Below are 14,842 nucleotides of genomic sequence, written 5' to 3'. Positions count from 1 at the left end.
ACCTTATGTATTATTTTAAATAAAATTGATTATAATCAATGCCTTGCTTTTTAAAATATTTCTCGAATTCTTCCGATACATCATTTAAATATTGAGCATCCATTCCAGAAAATAATCCATCTTGTCTTAAAAAGGCTTCGCCCATAATCCTTAACATCTCTTCGTTCTGATCATCTTCGCTTACGAAAAAATACTCTGTCTGTAAGTCTGAAAAATCAAGTAAGTAGTTCTTTTTATCCTCAATCTCATACAATAGCTCTCCAGCTTCAGTTTTGGTTTTGAAATTCCCGTCTTGATCTTTTGCACAATATATTTCAAGTAGTTCTTGTCTATGTACCTTATACTGCTCAAACTTTTTTTCTAAAATGTCTAGGAAACGTCTTCTCATTCGATTTCCTTTTGCATTCATTGGGCATTCCATAATAAACCCCATCAACCAGTAAATCTGCTGATTTTGAATCTTCATCAACCAGTCTCCTTTATTTATTTACATGTACACAATTACAGCTTTAATATCTTTCGATTCGTAAACAGCTTTACCATTATCGAAGATAACATATTGACCATTTTTGATGTTTTCTTGTGCAGTATCTAAATATTTATGAGCATCTTCAATGCTGCAATTTTCTCTGTCTATAGCCAAATCTCCATTTTTAAACATCACCGCTAGTTTCATCTTATTTATCCTCTCTAATTTTGATTTTTTTGCATTCATTTCACTTTTACCAACTAATCCAACAAGCTAACTTGACTTAAAATCTACATTGTACCCACCTCCCTTCATAGCCTGCCTTTTAATTCAATCACGTTCAAATTCTATGTATGTATTATTCGTAATTCTCGTCGTCTTCACACTTCATATTCATGTTAGTGTTGCTATCGGTACTACTATTGCTATCACTGCTATATGTATCTGATTCTTCATTCTTTGTAATACTGTTATTAAAGCTCAGAATCTCTTTCTCGCTTAGACCAACATCATTTAGTTTAATCAACAATTTGGAAAGCTCTTTATGTGAAATCGTCCATCCACGTTCTACAAATTTGATTGTTCGAATAAAGGTATGTCCTACGTTTCTTCCTCGTTGATCGTTATAAACTAACTTCTTCTCATCTAGATATTTGAAATCGCTCAACGTTCCAATCTCTCCGTTGTAGTAGTAAAACATATTGTGCTTGAAATCAAATTCTGAAACTACATCATGAATGTTCCCCACCCATTGAGTAATAATCTGAAATTTGCCTATCGAAATTGCGTTATCTGTTACGATTAGTGGTAGTCCTTTATATGTACCCTTCTTAGCACTAGCACTACTTTTCTCTTCCAAGCCCTCAATACCACTAAAATAGTCCTTTAATGTTTGCGCGTATTTTTCATTTGTTAGAAAGAAATCATAATCGTTCGGCTCTTCCCCATTGTAGATACTGTGAACGCATCCACCTGCAATAAAAGCGTATGTATCGAATCGAGTTCGTAGATGGTTTGGCAACAATTCTTTAAGAGTTCGCTTTGCTTGTTCATATTGATTGTCTTCAATCTCTTTTTCTGGCTCTGACAGATGGACATCATAACTGTCATTCAGGATCTGCTTATACTGCTTGTAAAATGAATCTCTGTCTTTAATCTCTTTTCCCTGCTCGAAATGTCTCACTTTTTTATCCGAACAGCCCAATTTGTAACCAACACTTTGCTGAGACATCCCCAATTCAATGCGCTCTGCCTTCATGTTTTTTCCGATAGTCAGCCAATCATGTTTAGTTGTCAATTCTTTATTCTCCCTTTGTTATGTATATTTTTATTTTATATAATTCTAGCTTACTTCATGTGAAAACAGTCCAACACTAGCTCAAGCGCATCACCCCTTTCAATAAACCGCCTCTATGGTAAGTTTATGCGGCTATATGTAAAAGCGTAAAGATGAGTCCCTAAATCAATTTTAACGCTCATACCCCTATACATTTATCTATGAATAAACAGGTGTTATCCTTCCCTATATAAATGCCCATCCCAAAACGAAGCATCTTAATTTCTTATAGAGTACCCAGAAAATGGACGCACTAAAGACAAGCCAAACGTCATTCCATTTTGACCAAGTACATTGCTTATTCTGTTATCTACCCGTCAACTAAATGTGCTTATTAAAGCACCCCATAATGTTACTACTCTTTAGTCTAATGATATGAGGTGCTTAAAAGCGACCATTTAGTTGACACTTCTATAATCAGATTATCAATATAAAGTTTAATCTCTGCATTTAAGAACATTAGATACATATTGTCTTGAACATCCAACTAATGAAGCTATCTGAGCATTAGATAGACTTAAATCATGTTGCTTTAATCGTAGGATATGTGAAGCTTTGTCTTCTAATTGTTTACCTTGTTCTGATATTTCTTGATGATAAACGAAACCTTTTATATGTATAGGAATGTCAAACTGCTTTCTCAACAGCTTATTTACTCTTGCCCTACGATACTCCTGATTAGAAATAATTGCTGGTACATTCATAGATAGTTTTTTAGCTAGAAACCCATAACGCCACTTCTGAAATCCAACATCATTATCCAGTACAGCTAATGAATCTAATTCATCCGACTTCTTTTTAGGTATGTACTTGAAGCTGTCTTTGTATCGTTGCTTCATATTGAAATCTGAGATATCTATATGCTCAATAATCTCATTGTCATAGGTCCATCCCTTGACCTGAATTAACTCATCTACAACTCGCTTAATCTCCTGTGAGATGGATTGGTTTAAATTCGATATCGCTTCATCTGATCGATCAGGGAAGACACGATTTCCCTCTTCTACTCCACACAGCCTGATCAACTGTTCACGATTAAAGTTTGAAATTGTTAAATGATTCTTATAAAAGAATTGGCTCATCTCTTCAGCTAGTACAAGCCGCTCAGTATCCATGCTGACTATCTCATAATATCTCGCTATATTTTTGTAATGGATAATATTATTCTTATGAGACTCCTTTTGATACTGTTCAATTCTTCTCTGCATTTCATAGGGTAATTGGTCAACCCCAACACAATTGAACAGATACATAAATATCATGATTACTACTTTCGTGTTGGCCTTATTAATGCTGTGTAAATCTGAATTCTCGCTTAATAACTCCTCTATGACCTTCCTCATTGGTGCGAACACAATAGCGTTACTTGAATCCATATTCCTCATTTTAGCAAGTTGGGGAAGTTTTCTCCTTGCTATCTCATGGATCTGGATCAGCAGCCCCAATGTACCTTTAGTTTTCAGAAACTTCGTTAGGTATGGATAGTTCTCTTGTAAATCTATGTCGTACTTGAATCGTTCCAGAAACTCAATGTTAAATTCAATAAGTCTCTCTTGATCTAATTGCCATTCTGTTTTAACCTCGGCAATATTGTACAATTCTTTTAAATAGTCGAATGCTTTATGTATAGGAAGCCTTGTTATTCTCTCTATAATCTGAACAATATCATAATGGACTCCACATCGAGAACTGTGGCATTTATAAAACCACTTATCGTCATAGGAGTATATGTTTCCGCTGGTTGAATTACTGCTATTGTGAAAAATACAATAGAACCTATCAGAATCTATCCCAAGTAGGTGCTTTAAATTTTGCTTCTTCAAGAATTGCCTGATATCATCCCGGTCTATATAGCACAGATCATCTTGGTTATCTAATCCTAGCCTTTTCTTTAGTTCTGGAATTCCTTCAAACCCTTTGCTGATTGTAGGGATGTTACCGATATTCATTGAAGAATAATCTATCCCTACTCTGGATGGAAGACCTTTCTTTTTTGACAGGAGCTTAGTATTATATGTGGGTGCTTTACGTGAATTAACACATAACAAAGAGTCTGTTTGAACATGTACCTTCTCAACAACTTTCCTAAGACGAATAATCAAATCTTCTGCATCATACCTGACACTTCGATTCCATTCCTCAAGCTTTATTGTAAATGGATCATTTGAATCTTTAAGATGTAAAGTGTCAGGTACTCTCAGCAATCGGGCTGTATTCTTTACAGCCATATCCCCGTTATATATGTAAATTAAAAGTCCTTCTAGTGTTTCAAATTGGTGTCTCTGTGTATCTTTATTGAGCAAATAATATATATGAAACCCATTTTTCGTTTCCACAATTGCGCTTGGAGGAATCCCACGTTGTTTTAATCCAGAAACACGGCTCCTGAATATCTGTTTATAGTTGGTTTTCTCTGCACTATTCAGCGAATAAAACTTAGATTTTACCGCCTCTTGTAATTCATTTGGGCTTCCAGTAAACCCAGCAACAACAAGTTCATGCTCAATCTCATCTTTGATATCCATATCGATAAAACACGCACGAAATTCTGTTATTTCATCATTTTTGTAACCGCCGCCATTAGGCAAAAAGTAAATACCATAGCCCTTTTTGTTCCATTCCTCAATTTCCTTGGCAGCTTCTTTGCTGTAGTATTTCATTTTGCTTTTATGGACCTTACTTTTAAGCAATTGCACATCTTCATTACCTTCAAATATGTATGATAAATTTGTCTTCCCGTTGTTAGCAGTAACTTGAATAAAATCTCGCGTCTCTACAAAAGCCAAAAATATATACTTCTCCCTTCATTTTATATTACTATCCATCTAAATAGTCACAGTACTCAACAAAAATATCTCCATTCAAAGATAAATGAATATTTTAGCGAGTGAATAACCATTATCTCCGCAGAAATATAGACTACTCCCACCTTTCTTGTATTCAGTTTTCAAAGATCGCACAACAAATAAACTTAACGACCCATTTCAGATAGCAAATAAAACAATATCAAGTTTACCGATCCTAAAAATACCTTAATCCATCTATCTAATCTAGTATTCATCTTGTCTACTTGCTGTATTTTAAAACTACTTTGTTAATTGTAACTGTGGTAATGCAATATGTATTTTCAACTACTTAAATTTCATCCTATGTGATTCTGTTTCACCTTCGATTCATTTTGCGTCTCCTTTTCTTCGTCATTCCAACTGAAGTCAGCCATGCTCAATTGGTGTGCATATAATATATCACTTGTCCTTCGATGCTGTCAACAATATTTCTCAAAAAATGATAATGGAGGAAACACACGTTTTACTAGCAAGAACACCAGAAATGTATATAATGAAAAAAAATCTGAATTCCATTTTGTCGGGCGCTCTGATCCATCTCCCTTAGCCTTTTTTGATTAGAATAAATGTTACACTTTTAATTAAAATCCTCTACCATACTTTTCAATCGCACCTTTGTAAGTGGTAAAGGTTGTACTATTATATCTTTATACCATTATAAGGAGAGATATTATGAATTATAGAGTTACTGACACCCATGTTTATATCTTAGATTCCCATGATACAATTCACGATGTACTGTGCTTCCCTAGGTCAAAGCAAGACTATAAAGATTTAGTTGAATTAGTATATGACAGTGAAACACATGAGATAACAAACATTGACGATTTCAAAGTGTTTGACCACAGTCGAGTGACTGCTCCTTCAAAGGGCGGTTTCTTTTACACCCGGGAGTTCCTGAATCCTATTTTAAAACTGGTAAATGAGAATAAATTGTAAGATGAACACAAAAGGACTCTGCCAACATAATACATGGCTGGAGTCCTTTTGCTTTGAGGAATACTCATGATGGTGCTTTAATTTCCTCCGTGGTGACCTGTTAGTTCGTAATTAGACCTTTTTGCCGCATTTTTATTCTATCGCTTTACAAAATAATTTTTATTTATCTCCATGTAATTTTGTCAGTAACAACTCAATCATGCGCTCAATCTTTTTAATGTTCAAATTTCTTTGTCCATATAAATAAACAAATTCTTGTACACTATCCCAATTCTTTAGTTCATTTATTTCTTCGATCTCCTGAGTCAGACCTTCAACATAAGCAGGTAACTCCCTACTTTTGAACTCCTCAATTAAGTTCTCTAAATCAGCGAAATCCATACTCCAATTAAAGTAACTTTCTATAAAATAATTCAAATTTTCATAACTCACTTCTTGTTTCATATATTACTCTCCTCTTTTATTTAAATACAGGATAACCCGTAATAATTCTATAACCGGTAGGCATAGAGGAATCTTTTACTAAATACACTTGGGACCTTGATAAGTCATTTGTTACGTGCTTTGAAGACGAGTTTCCTCCATTCTTTGAACATGGAAATCAGAAGCAAATTGACATAAAAATGCCACATCCAATTAACAGGGATGTGGCATTCTATTTGGTTGCAACTTTACACTAAAGCATTTGTAGTATATTCGCTACACAGGAACGATTTTCCCATCTACTATTGTATACAATTTCTTGCATATATTTGCAACTACTTGATTGTGTGTTACCATTGCAATTGTGACACCCGACCTATTAAGAGCATGAAGTATTTCCAATATGTCCGATTCTGCTGACTCGTCTAAAGCACCTGTTGGCTCATCTGCCAAAATTATTTTCGGTTTTCTGATAAGCGCCCTTGCTATTGCGACTCTTTGAGCTTCGCCTCCAGAAATTTCATGGGGGTATTCATTAATTAAGTCAGAAATTTTAAGTTGCTCCGCAATAGAGTCAACACGGTGCTTAATTTCCTTTTTAGGTGTGTTCTGACTCAATAAAGGCAAGGCAATATTATAAAAAACACTTCTTTCTTTAATTAAACCATAATCTTGTACAATAAATCCGATTTCATCTCTTCTTAACACAGTCATTCGTTTCTCATCTTTGGGCTTAATTAGTTGACTATCAAAGAAATACTCCCCGCTATCTGCAATATCCATAAACCCTAAAATATTTAACAAGGTAGTTTTACCTGACCCGCTTCTGCCTATGATTCCTACTAAATCTCCATGATCTACATTGAAAGAGGCGTCGGAAAGTATCATTCTTGAACCGTAAGATTTATTTATATTCTTTAATGCAATTACACTCATTAGTTCCCACCTCGTATTGTTTTCGACAACTTTAATCTATTCACAGAAATCCATGGAGGAATAAAAGATAGTAGTGAAAGTGTGAAGCTGAAAATAAGTAGAATAGGAATATTTATATTTTGAGAAATCATAAATGAAAACAATGCTGCAATACATAATGATACCAAATTGATAAAAAATATCTCAAAAAGAATTGAAAGATTTATTACTGCTCTTCTTGTACCGTTTGCAATCATGATTCCATATGTGTATTTACGGAGAGTGATTTTAGCTATGAGATTTGTTGAAATGCTGAATAGCGCAACAAAAGCAATGACAAATGAAAATATAAATAAAACTTTTTGTAATTGCTCTCCTTCTAGCCCCCACATCGTAAGATAAAAATTTGAGACTCCTTCTACAACATATGGCTCGATATCAAGTTGCAAACTTTTTTGCGTGAACAGCTCTTGGATTTTTTGTGCCGAAAGAGAAGATTGGATGTAGCCACTTGTTTTATCCAAGAATAGTTTTAACATAAAACTTCTATCTTGTGCATGAATATTGTCTACTTCCAACGATGGAAATACAACAAGTCTATCCAAGTATTTCAAAGCGTATCCATTATTATAAAAGCTATGCTGCCCCAAAAAGCCAATTACTTTACACTTTAAATTTACTCCCATATATCCCACGTGTATGATTTGTTTCAACTTAAAATAATCTTTATATTCATAACCCAAAATTATAGGAATAACGTCATTTTTCACGTTATAATCTCCAGCTTGAAATAATCTACCTTCAGAAGTCTGGATAGCAAAATGGTCAATAAACTGTTGATTCACTTGAATACTTTCATATGCGTCTGGGGTTTCGTGTCCAGCTTCATATCCATATTGAAACTTTGCAGGCAAGCCTTGCACATCTAGAAAAAGATTTTGTCTGCTTGCAATAATATACTTAAAACTAGGATTCGTTTTTTCCCACTCGTACAGCTCATTTAAGACCTTGAGGTTATCCGATTGAGCAAGAAAGTTCTTTTCCTCATCATTGAAAAAATTGTCATTGACCTTGTATAAAGAGGATGTAGCATTTTGAACATTTGATGTAAGTTCATGTGTATGTGTAGCCAAGCTTAATGTCAAAATAACCAAAATGTACGATGCAGTACATTGTAAGATGGAAAGTATGGTTTTTCGTTTATGTTGTTTTAATGAATCAATAAGCAAATTGAGCATCACAGATCACCTTTGTGTCATCTTTATATAGGAGATACCGATCACTAAAAATGAAAACAATAAAAGCAGGATCGTCGCCCCTAACATAGCCGGTTGAAGGCTTGGCTCGACATCATGCATATTTTTTCCGAAAAACCAAGAAGAGCCAAGAGCCGATATTAAGCTCAACAATAGTATTGGGAAAAAATCTTTCCACACATCTATTAATATTTTCTTTTTAGTGTACCCGTTGCTCCATTTGATCTTCATTTCAGTATTCTTTTTTTCGTTCCAATAGATCATTACCGATAAGCTATTTACAAAGAGTACGAAAATAAAAATTATGGATGTAATTAATTGATTATTACCTCTATCAATTATATGCAAAATATTAACATTTTCCTTATCGTATACAGAAACCTGCCCGAACATTTTTTCGTTTCCAATAAAATTCAAACCATTTTGTATGGTTGAACTGCTAACAATATATTCAACACTAGAAGTGATATTATCAGCATTCAAGTTCAGCAAAATTGTTCGATCTATTCTAGTAGGTATATTGTACCCAATAATCCCTATGACCTCATAATCCATATGATTATATTCGACATATTTTTTTTCATTTATGGTTTTATTTATGGGGACATCTCTACCAATAACTGCAACATGCGAATTAGATATGAAATCAGATTCAGAAAAAAACCTTCCACTTATTAATTTAGGTGGAACATAGTCCCCCTTATATATAACACCTCGAATATCCTCTCCTTGCCTGAAAAACCTTCCGAATAATACAGTATCATTTGGTAATGCCTCATATAAAGAAGAAAAGTCAAGTTCAGTTTTTGATGTTTTGAAAGACAAGGCATTATCATCATAAAAGTTATTACTTAGTTTCTTTACGAGATTTACGTTTTCATTATAAAACAATGTAAATAAGCAAGCGAAACTGAACAGGGTGATAGCGATAAACAAAAGCACATCTAAAATTTTGACACGAGTTATACGAATATTGTTCATAATATATCCTCCAAGATAGGTAACAAGGTGAATTGTTTGGTGAATTTTTAATTATAGAATTACTAAAAACAGAGATTCATATCAGAAATAATTCGTTGAAAAATTAGATACCGTAGTATGTTTTGGCTACACCGGATCTGAGTGCGTTATAGTTTTCCCAATCAGAACGAGCATAGGATCTTCCTTGGTTGGTGCTCCATACTCGTCCAGAATCTCCATACACTGATCCAGTCAATTGTTCAAAACGTGCTCTCGTATAACTGTCTAGCTTTGTCTTCCCTTGCTGGGCCTGAGTGTTTCCCCAAACCTGTCTGTTGTTTCCATCCCAATCAATTCCGTGATTGTGATCGTATGTTATAGAAGCATTGTCTAATGGAGTAATTGAATTAACAGTTACGTTACTAGGGATATGCAATTCTTCCTTGGTTGAGATCACCAAGTTTGGATCAACTGCTTGGTTAGGTTCTGCCGCACTGTCGGCAGCATATGCGGGAACACTCGCTAATAAAAGACACGAACTCAATGCAAGGCCCATAATTTTTTTCTTCATGATTAAATAAACTCCCTTTCTTCTAAATTCACCTTGATACCCATGAAACATTATACTTCTAGTCCATTTTCTTGTAAAGTAGGATTGTCATTCCATGTGTGTGGTTCTTTTGAAAAGGTAGTGATTCATTAACAATATCCTTTTGCGTTTTTGCCAAAGTCAAATTATTTGACTTTGTATCTTTTCGTGAATGCTGATTTCCTCTATCTCCTCCATGTTCTATCTCATAAATTATCACCTATCCAACTCAGCAACGACTTAGCAAGTTTTCAGCAATACAAAAAGGCTAAACGGATAATCCCGTCCAAGCCTTAAATGTAACTTAATATTCTTCATTTGAATAAACGCTTTCACACTATTTAAAATGTACTAACTTCCAATATGCCAACCAAAAACTGAGATACCACCGTTAGAAATTGGCTGTGACATACTAAAATCTTGAATGTTTATTGTTTGTATGCTCGCTAACAACACCAATAAGTAAGTAGTTGCAAACAACCCATTAATTATGCGTTTCATACCATTACCCCATTTCCACTAAATTTCGATACTCCACTTTTACTTCATCTGAGACAAATTGGCGACAACGTTCAAACATTCTCACGCAACGAAGTATAGAGTGCTCATTATTAATTATAGTGGATAATCTCATACAGTCTAATAAGTAACTAATTCCCTTTTCGTACTGACCATTGGTCAAATAATAGTCAGCCAATTCACTTAAAAAGCCAACAAGCTGATCATTAATATTCTGCTTGTCATTCGTTTGTCTTCCTTCTTGATCATGTATGTTGGATATTTCCCTTTCAAATTGACTTAGAATACCATCTACATTTAATTTATAACGATTGGCTACTATCATTATATTCCACAGACCCGGTAGTAATTCCTCTCTATTTGTTGAAATAAGATCAGTGTATAAAGGAAGTACCTCTGTATCTCCAGCCATGAGCTTAGTTAAACATATGTTAGCCTCGCCCCATTCTTGAAACAAGCTTTTCCAACGCAATGCTTCTTCGTCGGTCTCTTTCACCCAATCCAAATCACAAGACTCATACGCAATTTGTAACGCCAACTCATATTTCTCTTGTTCATAATAAACGCCACCAATAAGTGATTTACTGAATGCTATATAAAAAAATAACGGTCTCTGAGGCTTGCGCTCTTCCCTTTCCTGAGAATGATCCAAAGAGTATTGAGCTTTGGCTAAAGTCCTTAAATCCTTAGCAACTTCCTTAGCGCGTTCCCATTTTCGCAATGATCGGTATACATTAGCCAAATCTATAAGTGCATCTAATTGGTCTATAGCATCGAGACGTTTGACAAATGGCTCAAATTGAAGTGCTGATTGGAAATTCTTTTCTTGGTCATCTCCAACCTGAATCTTGAATATGCGATATTGACAGATGGCTAGGCGTTCAGAATGTTGATATCTCTCCGCTTCAGCCACCCCCTCATAGAGCAGTAGTGCTGCCTCATGTCGTCCCTTTGCCAGCAATCCTTCTGCAATTTCAAATAGCTTGGGTGAATAGAGTAGATTGTCCATGATGGCTCCCACCACTCGACGGATCACACCGAGCTTGTCCAACTCCGCACAGCGATATAAAAATGGCTCAATTCGCCTCATATTCGGAGGATGGTCGATGATGTAGTTTTCTACGAACAAGTCGTAAAAGTGACCCTCTGGTAAGCCCATAGCTTCAGTAATTCGATCAAGCTGATTAATAGACATAGATTTATTACCTGTTACAATGCTACTTATTATTCCCCTATTCATCCCTGCGTTTTGTCCAAATTGTGATAATGTTAAGCCTTCTTGTTGTAGAAATTGTTCCAATTCTGCTCTAATCGTGGGTGTAATTTTCATCGATAAACCACCCTTTCAACGTAGACTAACAAATACGATGCATAGTTAAAATTATTATGTAGTTGTGAAACAAGTAGTAAAATATATTTGTTTGATTGTACCATCTTTTGGAATAAAATCATATACCTTTCATATATGTGCTTAAGATACCTTTTGGGATAGTTTGCAATGATTTTATGATTAAATGTATCGTCCTCATATTGATGTATAGTTTATTGGAAAAATCATAATACAACTCATCCAATACAAAGTTACCAGATTTATAGTTACATTCGTATTCCCTTGTAATTAATCTATGAATTGAGCTTAGATTGGATGTATAGCATCCAATTAACCTTAATGATATTAGGGATGGTATCGAGTCAAAAAATAACTTGAGTGTGAAAGTGGATGTGCTAGGGGCAATTCTGTAAATTAAATAGACGTTTATGATGTAAAATACCCCCGTCCTTTTTATTGTACCTGCTAGTATTGATCAGCAAACATAACAAAGAAACCTAGACATAATCATCTAGGCTTTAAACACATGAACAATTTATCCTACTTGCTTCTGTTGCTCATATTCTTTAACTCTACGATAAAACGTTCTATTTTTCATACCTAGTTCTTTCATTGCCTCCACTGCCTTGATTGCTCCAGATTTCCATTTGTCATATACACGAGCAAATTCAGCTGTGATCTCCTGCTTAGGACGGCCAAATTTCACCCCTGCTGCTTTGGCTACCTCTATCCCATCACTCTGTCTTTGCTTATTTTTTAACCTTTCCTGTGCAGCTATGTATGCAAGCATACTTAAGAATTGATCCTCTAAAAGTTTTCCTAAATCACCCATTGTTTTGAATTTGCGACTATCAAATAAAGTTTCATTATCCAGACATATAATGTCTGCTCCAACTTCCCGCGTAATGTATTTCCATTCATCTATAATACCATCATAATCTCGACCTAGTCTGTCCAGTGCATCTATGTAAATTAAATCACCCTCACGAATCATTAACCGCATTGCCTGATAGCGAGGTCGGTTAAAATTCTTCCCACTTAACTTGTCCACAAAAATATATCTTTCATCAATTTTCAATTCTCGAAACTTTACTAGTTGTCGCTCTGGATTTTGATCCTTAGCAGATACTCTACCATAAGCTAGTTTCAATACATTTACCCTCCCTTATTCCAATGTTGTGTCAAAAAGTATATACAATTCATGTCATGCGACTAAATTCATTATACCACTTTTTGACACACTTAAACAGGTATCTTTTTAATATGTCTAAAAGCATACTTTATGACACAAAAGAATAGCTTTTAACCCAATGAAATTATAGAAATACCGTTCTCTTTCTATCAGGTATATAAGATATATGAAAGGGAAAAAATGAACTCATATGATTAAAAAAATATTAACATACGATAAGGATGGTGACACTACACAATGAAATATAGCAGAAAAAATAATTTTTATTTTGATATCCATTACGCAGATGAAGAAAGTACAATACCCGCTGAAACAATCGAAAAAGAAATTATCCAGTGGATTGAATTAATTCTTCAAGAATATTCTCTTTTAATTCCATTAGAAATTAATTTAGTATCGGAGGATATATAAATGTTAACTCTTGCAGGATCACAAAAATTTAGTAAAGCTGAGCTTGAAGCCCTAGTCACTAAGATCAAGGCTCTTATTTATGCTCGTGTTTCTACTGATGGACAAGTAGATAATTACTCAATTGAATCTCAGATTGAGAGATGTATGGATTTAGCCAAACAAAAAGGCATCAACGAAGACGAAGTAGTGGTGTTGGTAGAAGATGGAGAATCAGGTGATAACCCAAACAGACCAATGATTAACTATGCATTGTTCTTGCTTGAATATGGGATTGGTGATCACGTTATCTTTCTACATCCGAATAGAATGAGTCGCTTCCTTCATCTTCAAACCCAACTATCCAATCGTATTTGGAGCATGGGAAAAGACTTTTGGTTTGTAGAGTTCGAATTTGACAAATCAAGTCCAGAATCGATGTTGAATTTTAATATTCAGGGTTCCATCGCTGAATATAATAAGGCTAAAATATTAGCAGATACAAAACGTGGAAGAATCACAAAAGTTAAAAATGGGCTTATACCGGGTTTAAATAGAATTTATGGATATACTTTTGACACCGAGCTAGACACACTTGTTGAGAATCCAGAAGAAAAAGAAATTTATCTGAAAATGGTAGATATGCTCCTACATAAAGATTATAGCTGTTCTAGGATTGCCGAAGAGTTATCTTTACGTAATGTGTCAGCTCCTAAAAAAGACAGATGGTATCAGGTTACAATAAGCAGAATATTTAAAAACGAAACCTACACAGGAAACTTTTACTTTGGTAAATCTAAAGTAATTAGGAATGCCGATGGAACAAGAAAGCAAGTTCCACAACCAAGGGAAGAATGGAGACGCATACCTGTACCTGCTTACATTACAATGGAGACATATCATAAAATTCAAAAAAGGCTTGATTTTCTGAATAAGAACAAACCAGGAAGACCGACAGAAGATTATCTATTGCAAGGAATTTGCCGTTGTGGTCGATGTGGCGCAGCAGTATCATCGGGGGTAACTACAAAAACTAAGAATGGACTGTTAAAATATTACGTTTGTCAGCATAAGACGAAAAAATCATGGGAAGTTGGGACGGGAGAGTCCAATCCAATCTGTGAAGGACGTAATTGGAGAGTTGATTACGTAGATAAGATTGTTTGGGAGTATGTTAAAAACATAATATCTGAACCAACAGAATTTTTTGAACGTATAGTTAAACAACAAAACGAAAACTCGAACTCTGATGAATTACTTAAACAAAAAAAGAAATTAGAAAAGTCCCTACAGGAAAAAGAAGCGTCTCGCGAACGTTATACAGAGATGTATGCGGCTGGAATAATCAAATCAATGAAGGATTTAGAGGACAAGGTATCAGCGGTGGATTTGCAGGTACATGACATAAAAGAGGAGTTACAAATAATAGAGCATAAATTATCAGCAACTCTTCACAACAAAAATGATGTGAATCTTATTCAAGATACACTTGAAAAGTATCAATATATTATGAATAAAAACATAATAAGTATGGAAAACAGACGCAAAATAGTTAGAGTTTTCTTTAGTAAAGTTGTATTAAATGACAATAAAATAGATCTGCATATGAAAGCTTCTAAGAATATCATGGATGGAATAATTGATATGAAAAAAGAAAAAATTCTCAGTCTATAGATTTAAA

14 protein-coding genes are annotated in these 14,842 nt (G+C 34.6%); 3 read left to right on the top strand and 11 right to left on the bottom strand.

The window, feature by feature from the left end:
• Positions 1 to 10: 10 nt before the first annotated feature.
• From ACUUJN_RS06935 to ACUUJN_RS06920, 4 genes are all read right to left on the bottom strand, one after another.
• Positions 11 to 466, bottom strand: coding sequence for a hypothetical protein (locus tag ACUUJN_RS06935; RefSeq protein WP_484669448.1), 456 nt, complete (start codon positions 464 to 466; stop codon positions 11 to 13).
• Positions 467 to 487: 21 nt separating this feature from the next.
• Complete coding sequence (locus ACUUJN_RS06930) at positions 488 to 676, bottom strand: hypothetical protein (RefSeq protein ID WP_484669447.1); 189 nt, start codon at positions 674 to 676, stop codon at positions 488 to 490.
• Between the two features lie 151 nt (positions 677 to 827).
• Positions 828 to 1,766: a Gabija anti-defense Gad2 family protein gene (locus ACUUJN_RS06925; RefSeq protein ID WP_484669446.1), complete on the bottom strand. Its 939-nt coding sequence runs from the start codon at positions 1,764 to 1,766 to the stop codon at positions 828 to 830.
• A 476-nt stretch (positions 1,767 to 2,242) separates the two neighbouring features.
• Complete coding sequence (locus ACUUJN_RS06920) at positions 2,243 to 4,591, bottom strand: hypothetical protein (protein ID WP_484669445.1); 2,349 nt, start codon at positions 4,589 to 4,591, stop codon at positions 2,243 to 2,245.
• Between the two features lie 732 nt (positions 4,592 to 5,323).
• On the opposite strand from ACUUJN_RS06920, the gene ACUUJN_RS06915 reads away from it, so the two are divergent.
• Entirely contained in the window at positions 5,324 to 5,590 is a 267-nt protein-coding gene (locus ACUUJN_RS06915) for a hypothetical protein (protein ID WP_484669444.1), read from the top strand.
• Positions 5,591 to 5,749: 159 nt separating this feature from the next.
• Here ACUUJN_RS06915 and ACUUJN_RS06910 read toward each other — a convergent pair whose 3' ends face one another.
• The 7 genes from ACUUJN_RS06910 to ACUUJN_RS06880 all read right to left on the bottom strand — a co-directional run bounded on the left by ACUUJN_RS06910 (position 5,750) and on the right by ACUUJN_RS06880 (position 12,732).
• Positions 5,750 to 6,034 carry a contact-dependent growth inhibition system immunity protein gene (locus tag ACUUJN_RS06910; protein WP_484669443.1) on the bottom strand — a complete coding sequence of 95 codons (285 nt, stop codon included), beginning with the start codon at positions 6,032 to 6,034 and terminating at the stop codon, positions 5,750 to 5,752.
• A gap of 255 nt (positions 6,035 to 6,289) precedes the next feature.
• Entirely contained in the window at positions 6,290 to 6,949 is a 660-nt protein-coding gene (locus ACUUJN_RS06905) for an ABC transporter ATP-binding protein (RefSeq protein ID WP_149033494.1), read from the bottom strand.
• Positions 6,949 to 8,166 carry a hypothetical protein gene (locus ACUUJN_RS06900; RefSeq protein ID WP_484669442.1) on the bottom strand — a complete coding sequence of 406 codons (1,218 nt, stop codon included), beginning with the start codon at positions 8,164 to 8,166 and terminating at the stop codon, positions 6,949 to 6,951. The genes ACUUJN_RS06905 and ACUUJN_RS06900 overlap by 1 nt, the downstream gene beginning before the upstream one ends.
• A 6-nt stretch (positions 8,167 to 8,172) precedes the next feature.
• Positions 8,173 to 9,165 (bottom strand): FtsX-like permease family protein, encoded by a 993-nt coding sequence (locus tag ACUUJN_RS06895; protein ID WP_484669441.1) that lies wholly within the window; start codon positions 9,163 to 9,165, stop codon positions 8,173 to 8,175.
• Positions 9,166 to 9,268: 103 nt separating this feature from the next.
• Positions 9,269 to 9,715, bottom strand: coding sequence for a hypothetical protein (locus tag ACUUJN_RS06890; protein WP_484669440.1), 447 nt, complete (start codon positions 9,713 to 9,715; stop codon positions 9,269 to 9,271).
• Between the two features lie 523 nt (positions 9,716 to 10,238).
• Positions 10,239 to 11,582, bottom strand: a complete 1,344-nt coding sequence (locus ACUUJN_RS06885; protein ID WP_484669439.1) for a transcriptional regulator — start codon at positions 11,580 to 11,582, stop codon at positions 10,239 to 10,241.
• A 535-nt stretch (positions 11,583 to 12,117) separates the two neighbouring features.
• Positions 12,118 to 12,732 carry a recombinase family protein gene (locus ACUUJN_RS06880; RefSeq protein ID WP_484669438.1) on the bottom strand — a complete coding sequence of 205 codons (615 nt, stop codon included), beginning with the start codon at positions 12,730 to 12,732 and terminating at the stop codon, positions 12,118 to 12,120.
• Between the two features lie 279 nt (positions 12,733 to 13,011).
• Here ACUUJN_RS06880 and ACUUJN_RS06875 point away from each other — a divergent pair, with 279 nt between their 5' ends.
• Positions 13,012 to 13,185: a hypothetical protein gene (locus ACUUJN_RS06875; RefSeq protein WP_484669437.1), complete on the top strand. Its 174-nt coding sequence runs from the start codon at positions 13,012 to 13,014 to the stop codon at positions 13,183 to 13,185.
• On the top strand, positions 13,186 to 14,835 hold the full coding sequence (locus ACUUJN_RS06870) for a recombinase family protein (RefSeq protein WP_484669436.1): 1,650 nt from the start codon (positions 13,186 to 13,188) through the stop codon (positions 14,833 to 14,835). It begins immediately after the preceding gene.
• Positions 14,836 to 14,842 lie beyond the last annotated feature (7 nt).

This window comes from Paenibacillus sp. LRG-1 (assembly GCF_057220305.1).
The sequence above is the reverse complement of the archived record's forward strand: the minus strand, read 5'-3'. Positions and strand labels throughout refer to the sequence as shown.

Bases quoted from the DNA above. Each gene is read 5' to 3' on its own strand.
- ACUUJN_RS06935 (WP_484669448.1), bottom strand. From the start codon at position 466: ATGAAGATTCAAAATCAGCAGATTTACTGGTTGATGGGGTTTATTATG.
- ACUUJN_RS06930 (WP_484669447.1), bottom strand. From the start codon at position 676: ATGAAACTAGCGGTGATGTTTAAAAATGGAGATTTGGCTATAGACAGA.
- ACUUJN_RS06915 (WP_484669444.1), top strand. From the start codon at position 5,324: ATGAATTATAGAGTTACTGACACCCATGTTTATATCTTAGATTCCCAT.
- ACUUJN_RS06910 (WP_484669443.1), bottom strand. From the start codon at position 6,034: ATGAAACAAGAAGTGAGTTATGAAAATTTGAATTATTTTATAGAAAGT.
- ACUUJN_RS06905 (WP_149033494.1), bottom strand. From the start codon at position 6,949: ATGAGTGTAATTGCATTAAAGAATATAAATAAATCTTACGGTTCAAGA.
- ACUUJN_RS06900 (WP_484669442.1), bottom strand. From the start codon at position 8,166: ATGCTCAATTTGCTTATTGATTCATTAAAACAACATAAACGAAAAACC.
- ACUUJN_RS06895 (WP_484669441.1), bottom strand. From the start codon at position 9,165: ATGAACAATATTCGTATAACTCGTGTCAAAATTTTAGATGTGCTTTTG.
- ACUUJN_RS06890 (WP_484669440.1), bottom strand. From the start codon at position 9,715: ATGAAGAAAAAAATTATGGGCCTTGCATTGAGTTCGTGTCTTTTATTA.
- ACUUJN_RS06885 (WP_484669439.1), bottom strand. From the start codon at position 11,582: ATGAAAATTACACCCACGATTAGAGCAGAATTGGAACAATTTCTACAA.
- ACUUJN_RS06875 (WP_484669437.1), top strand. From the start codon at position 13,012: ATGAAATATAGCAGAAAAAATAATTTTTATTTTGATATCCATTACGCA.
- ACUUJN_RS06870 (WP_484669436.1), top strand. From the start codon at position 13,186: ATGTTAACTCTTGCAGGATCACAAAAATTTAGTAAAGCTGAGCTTGAA.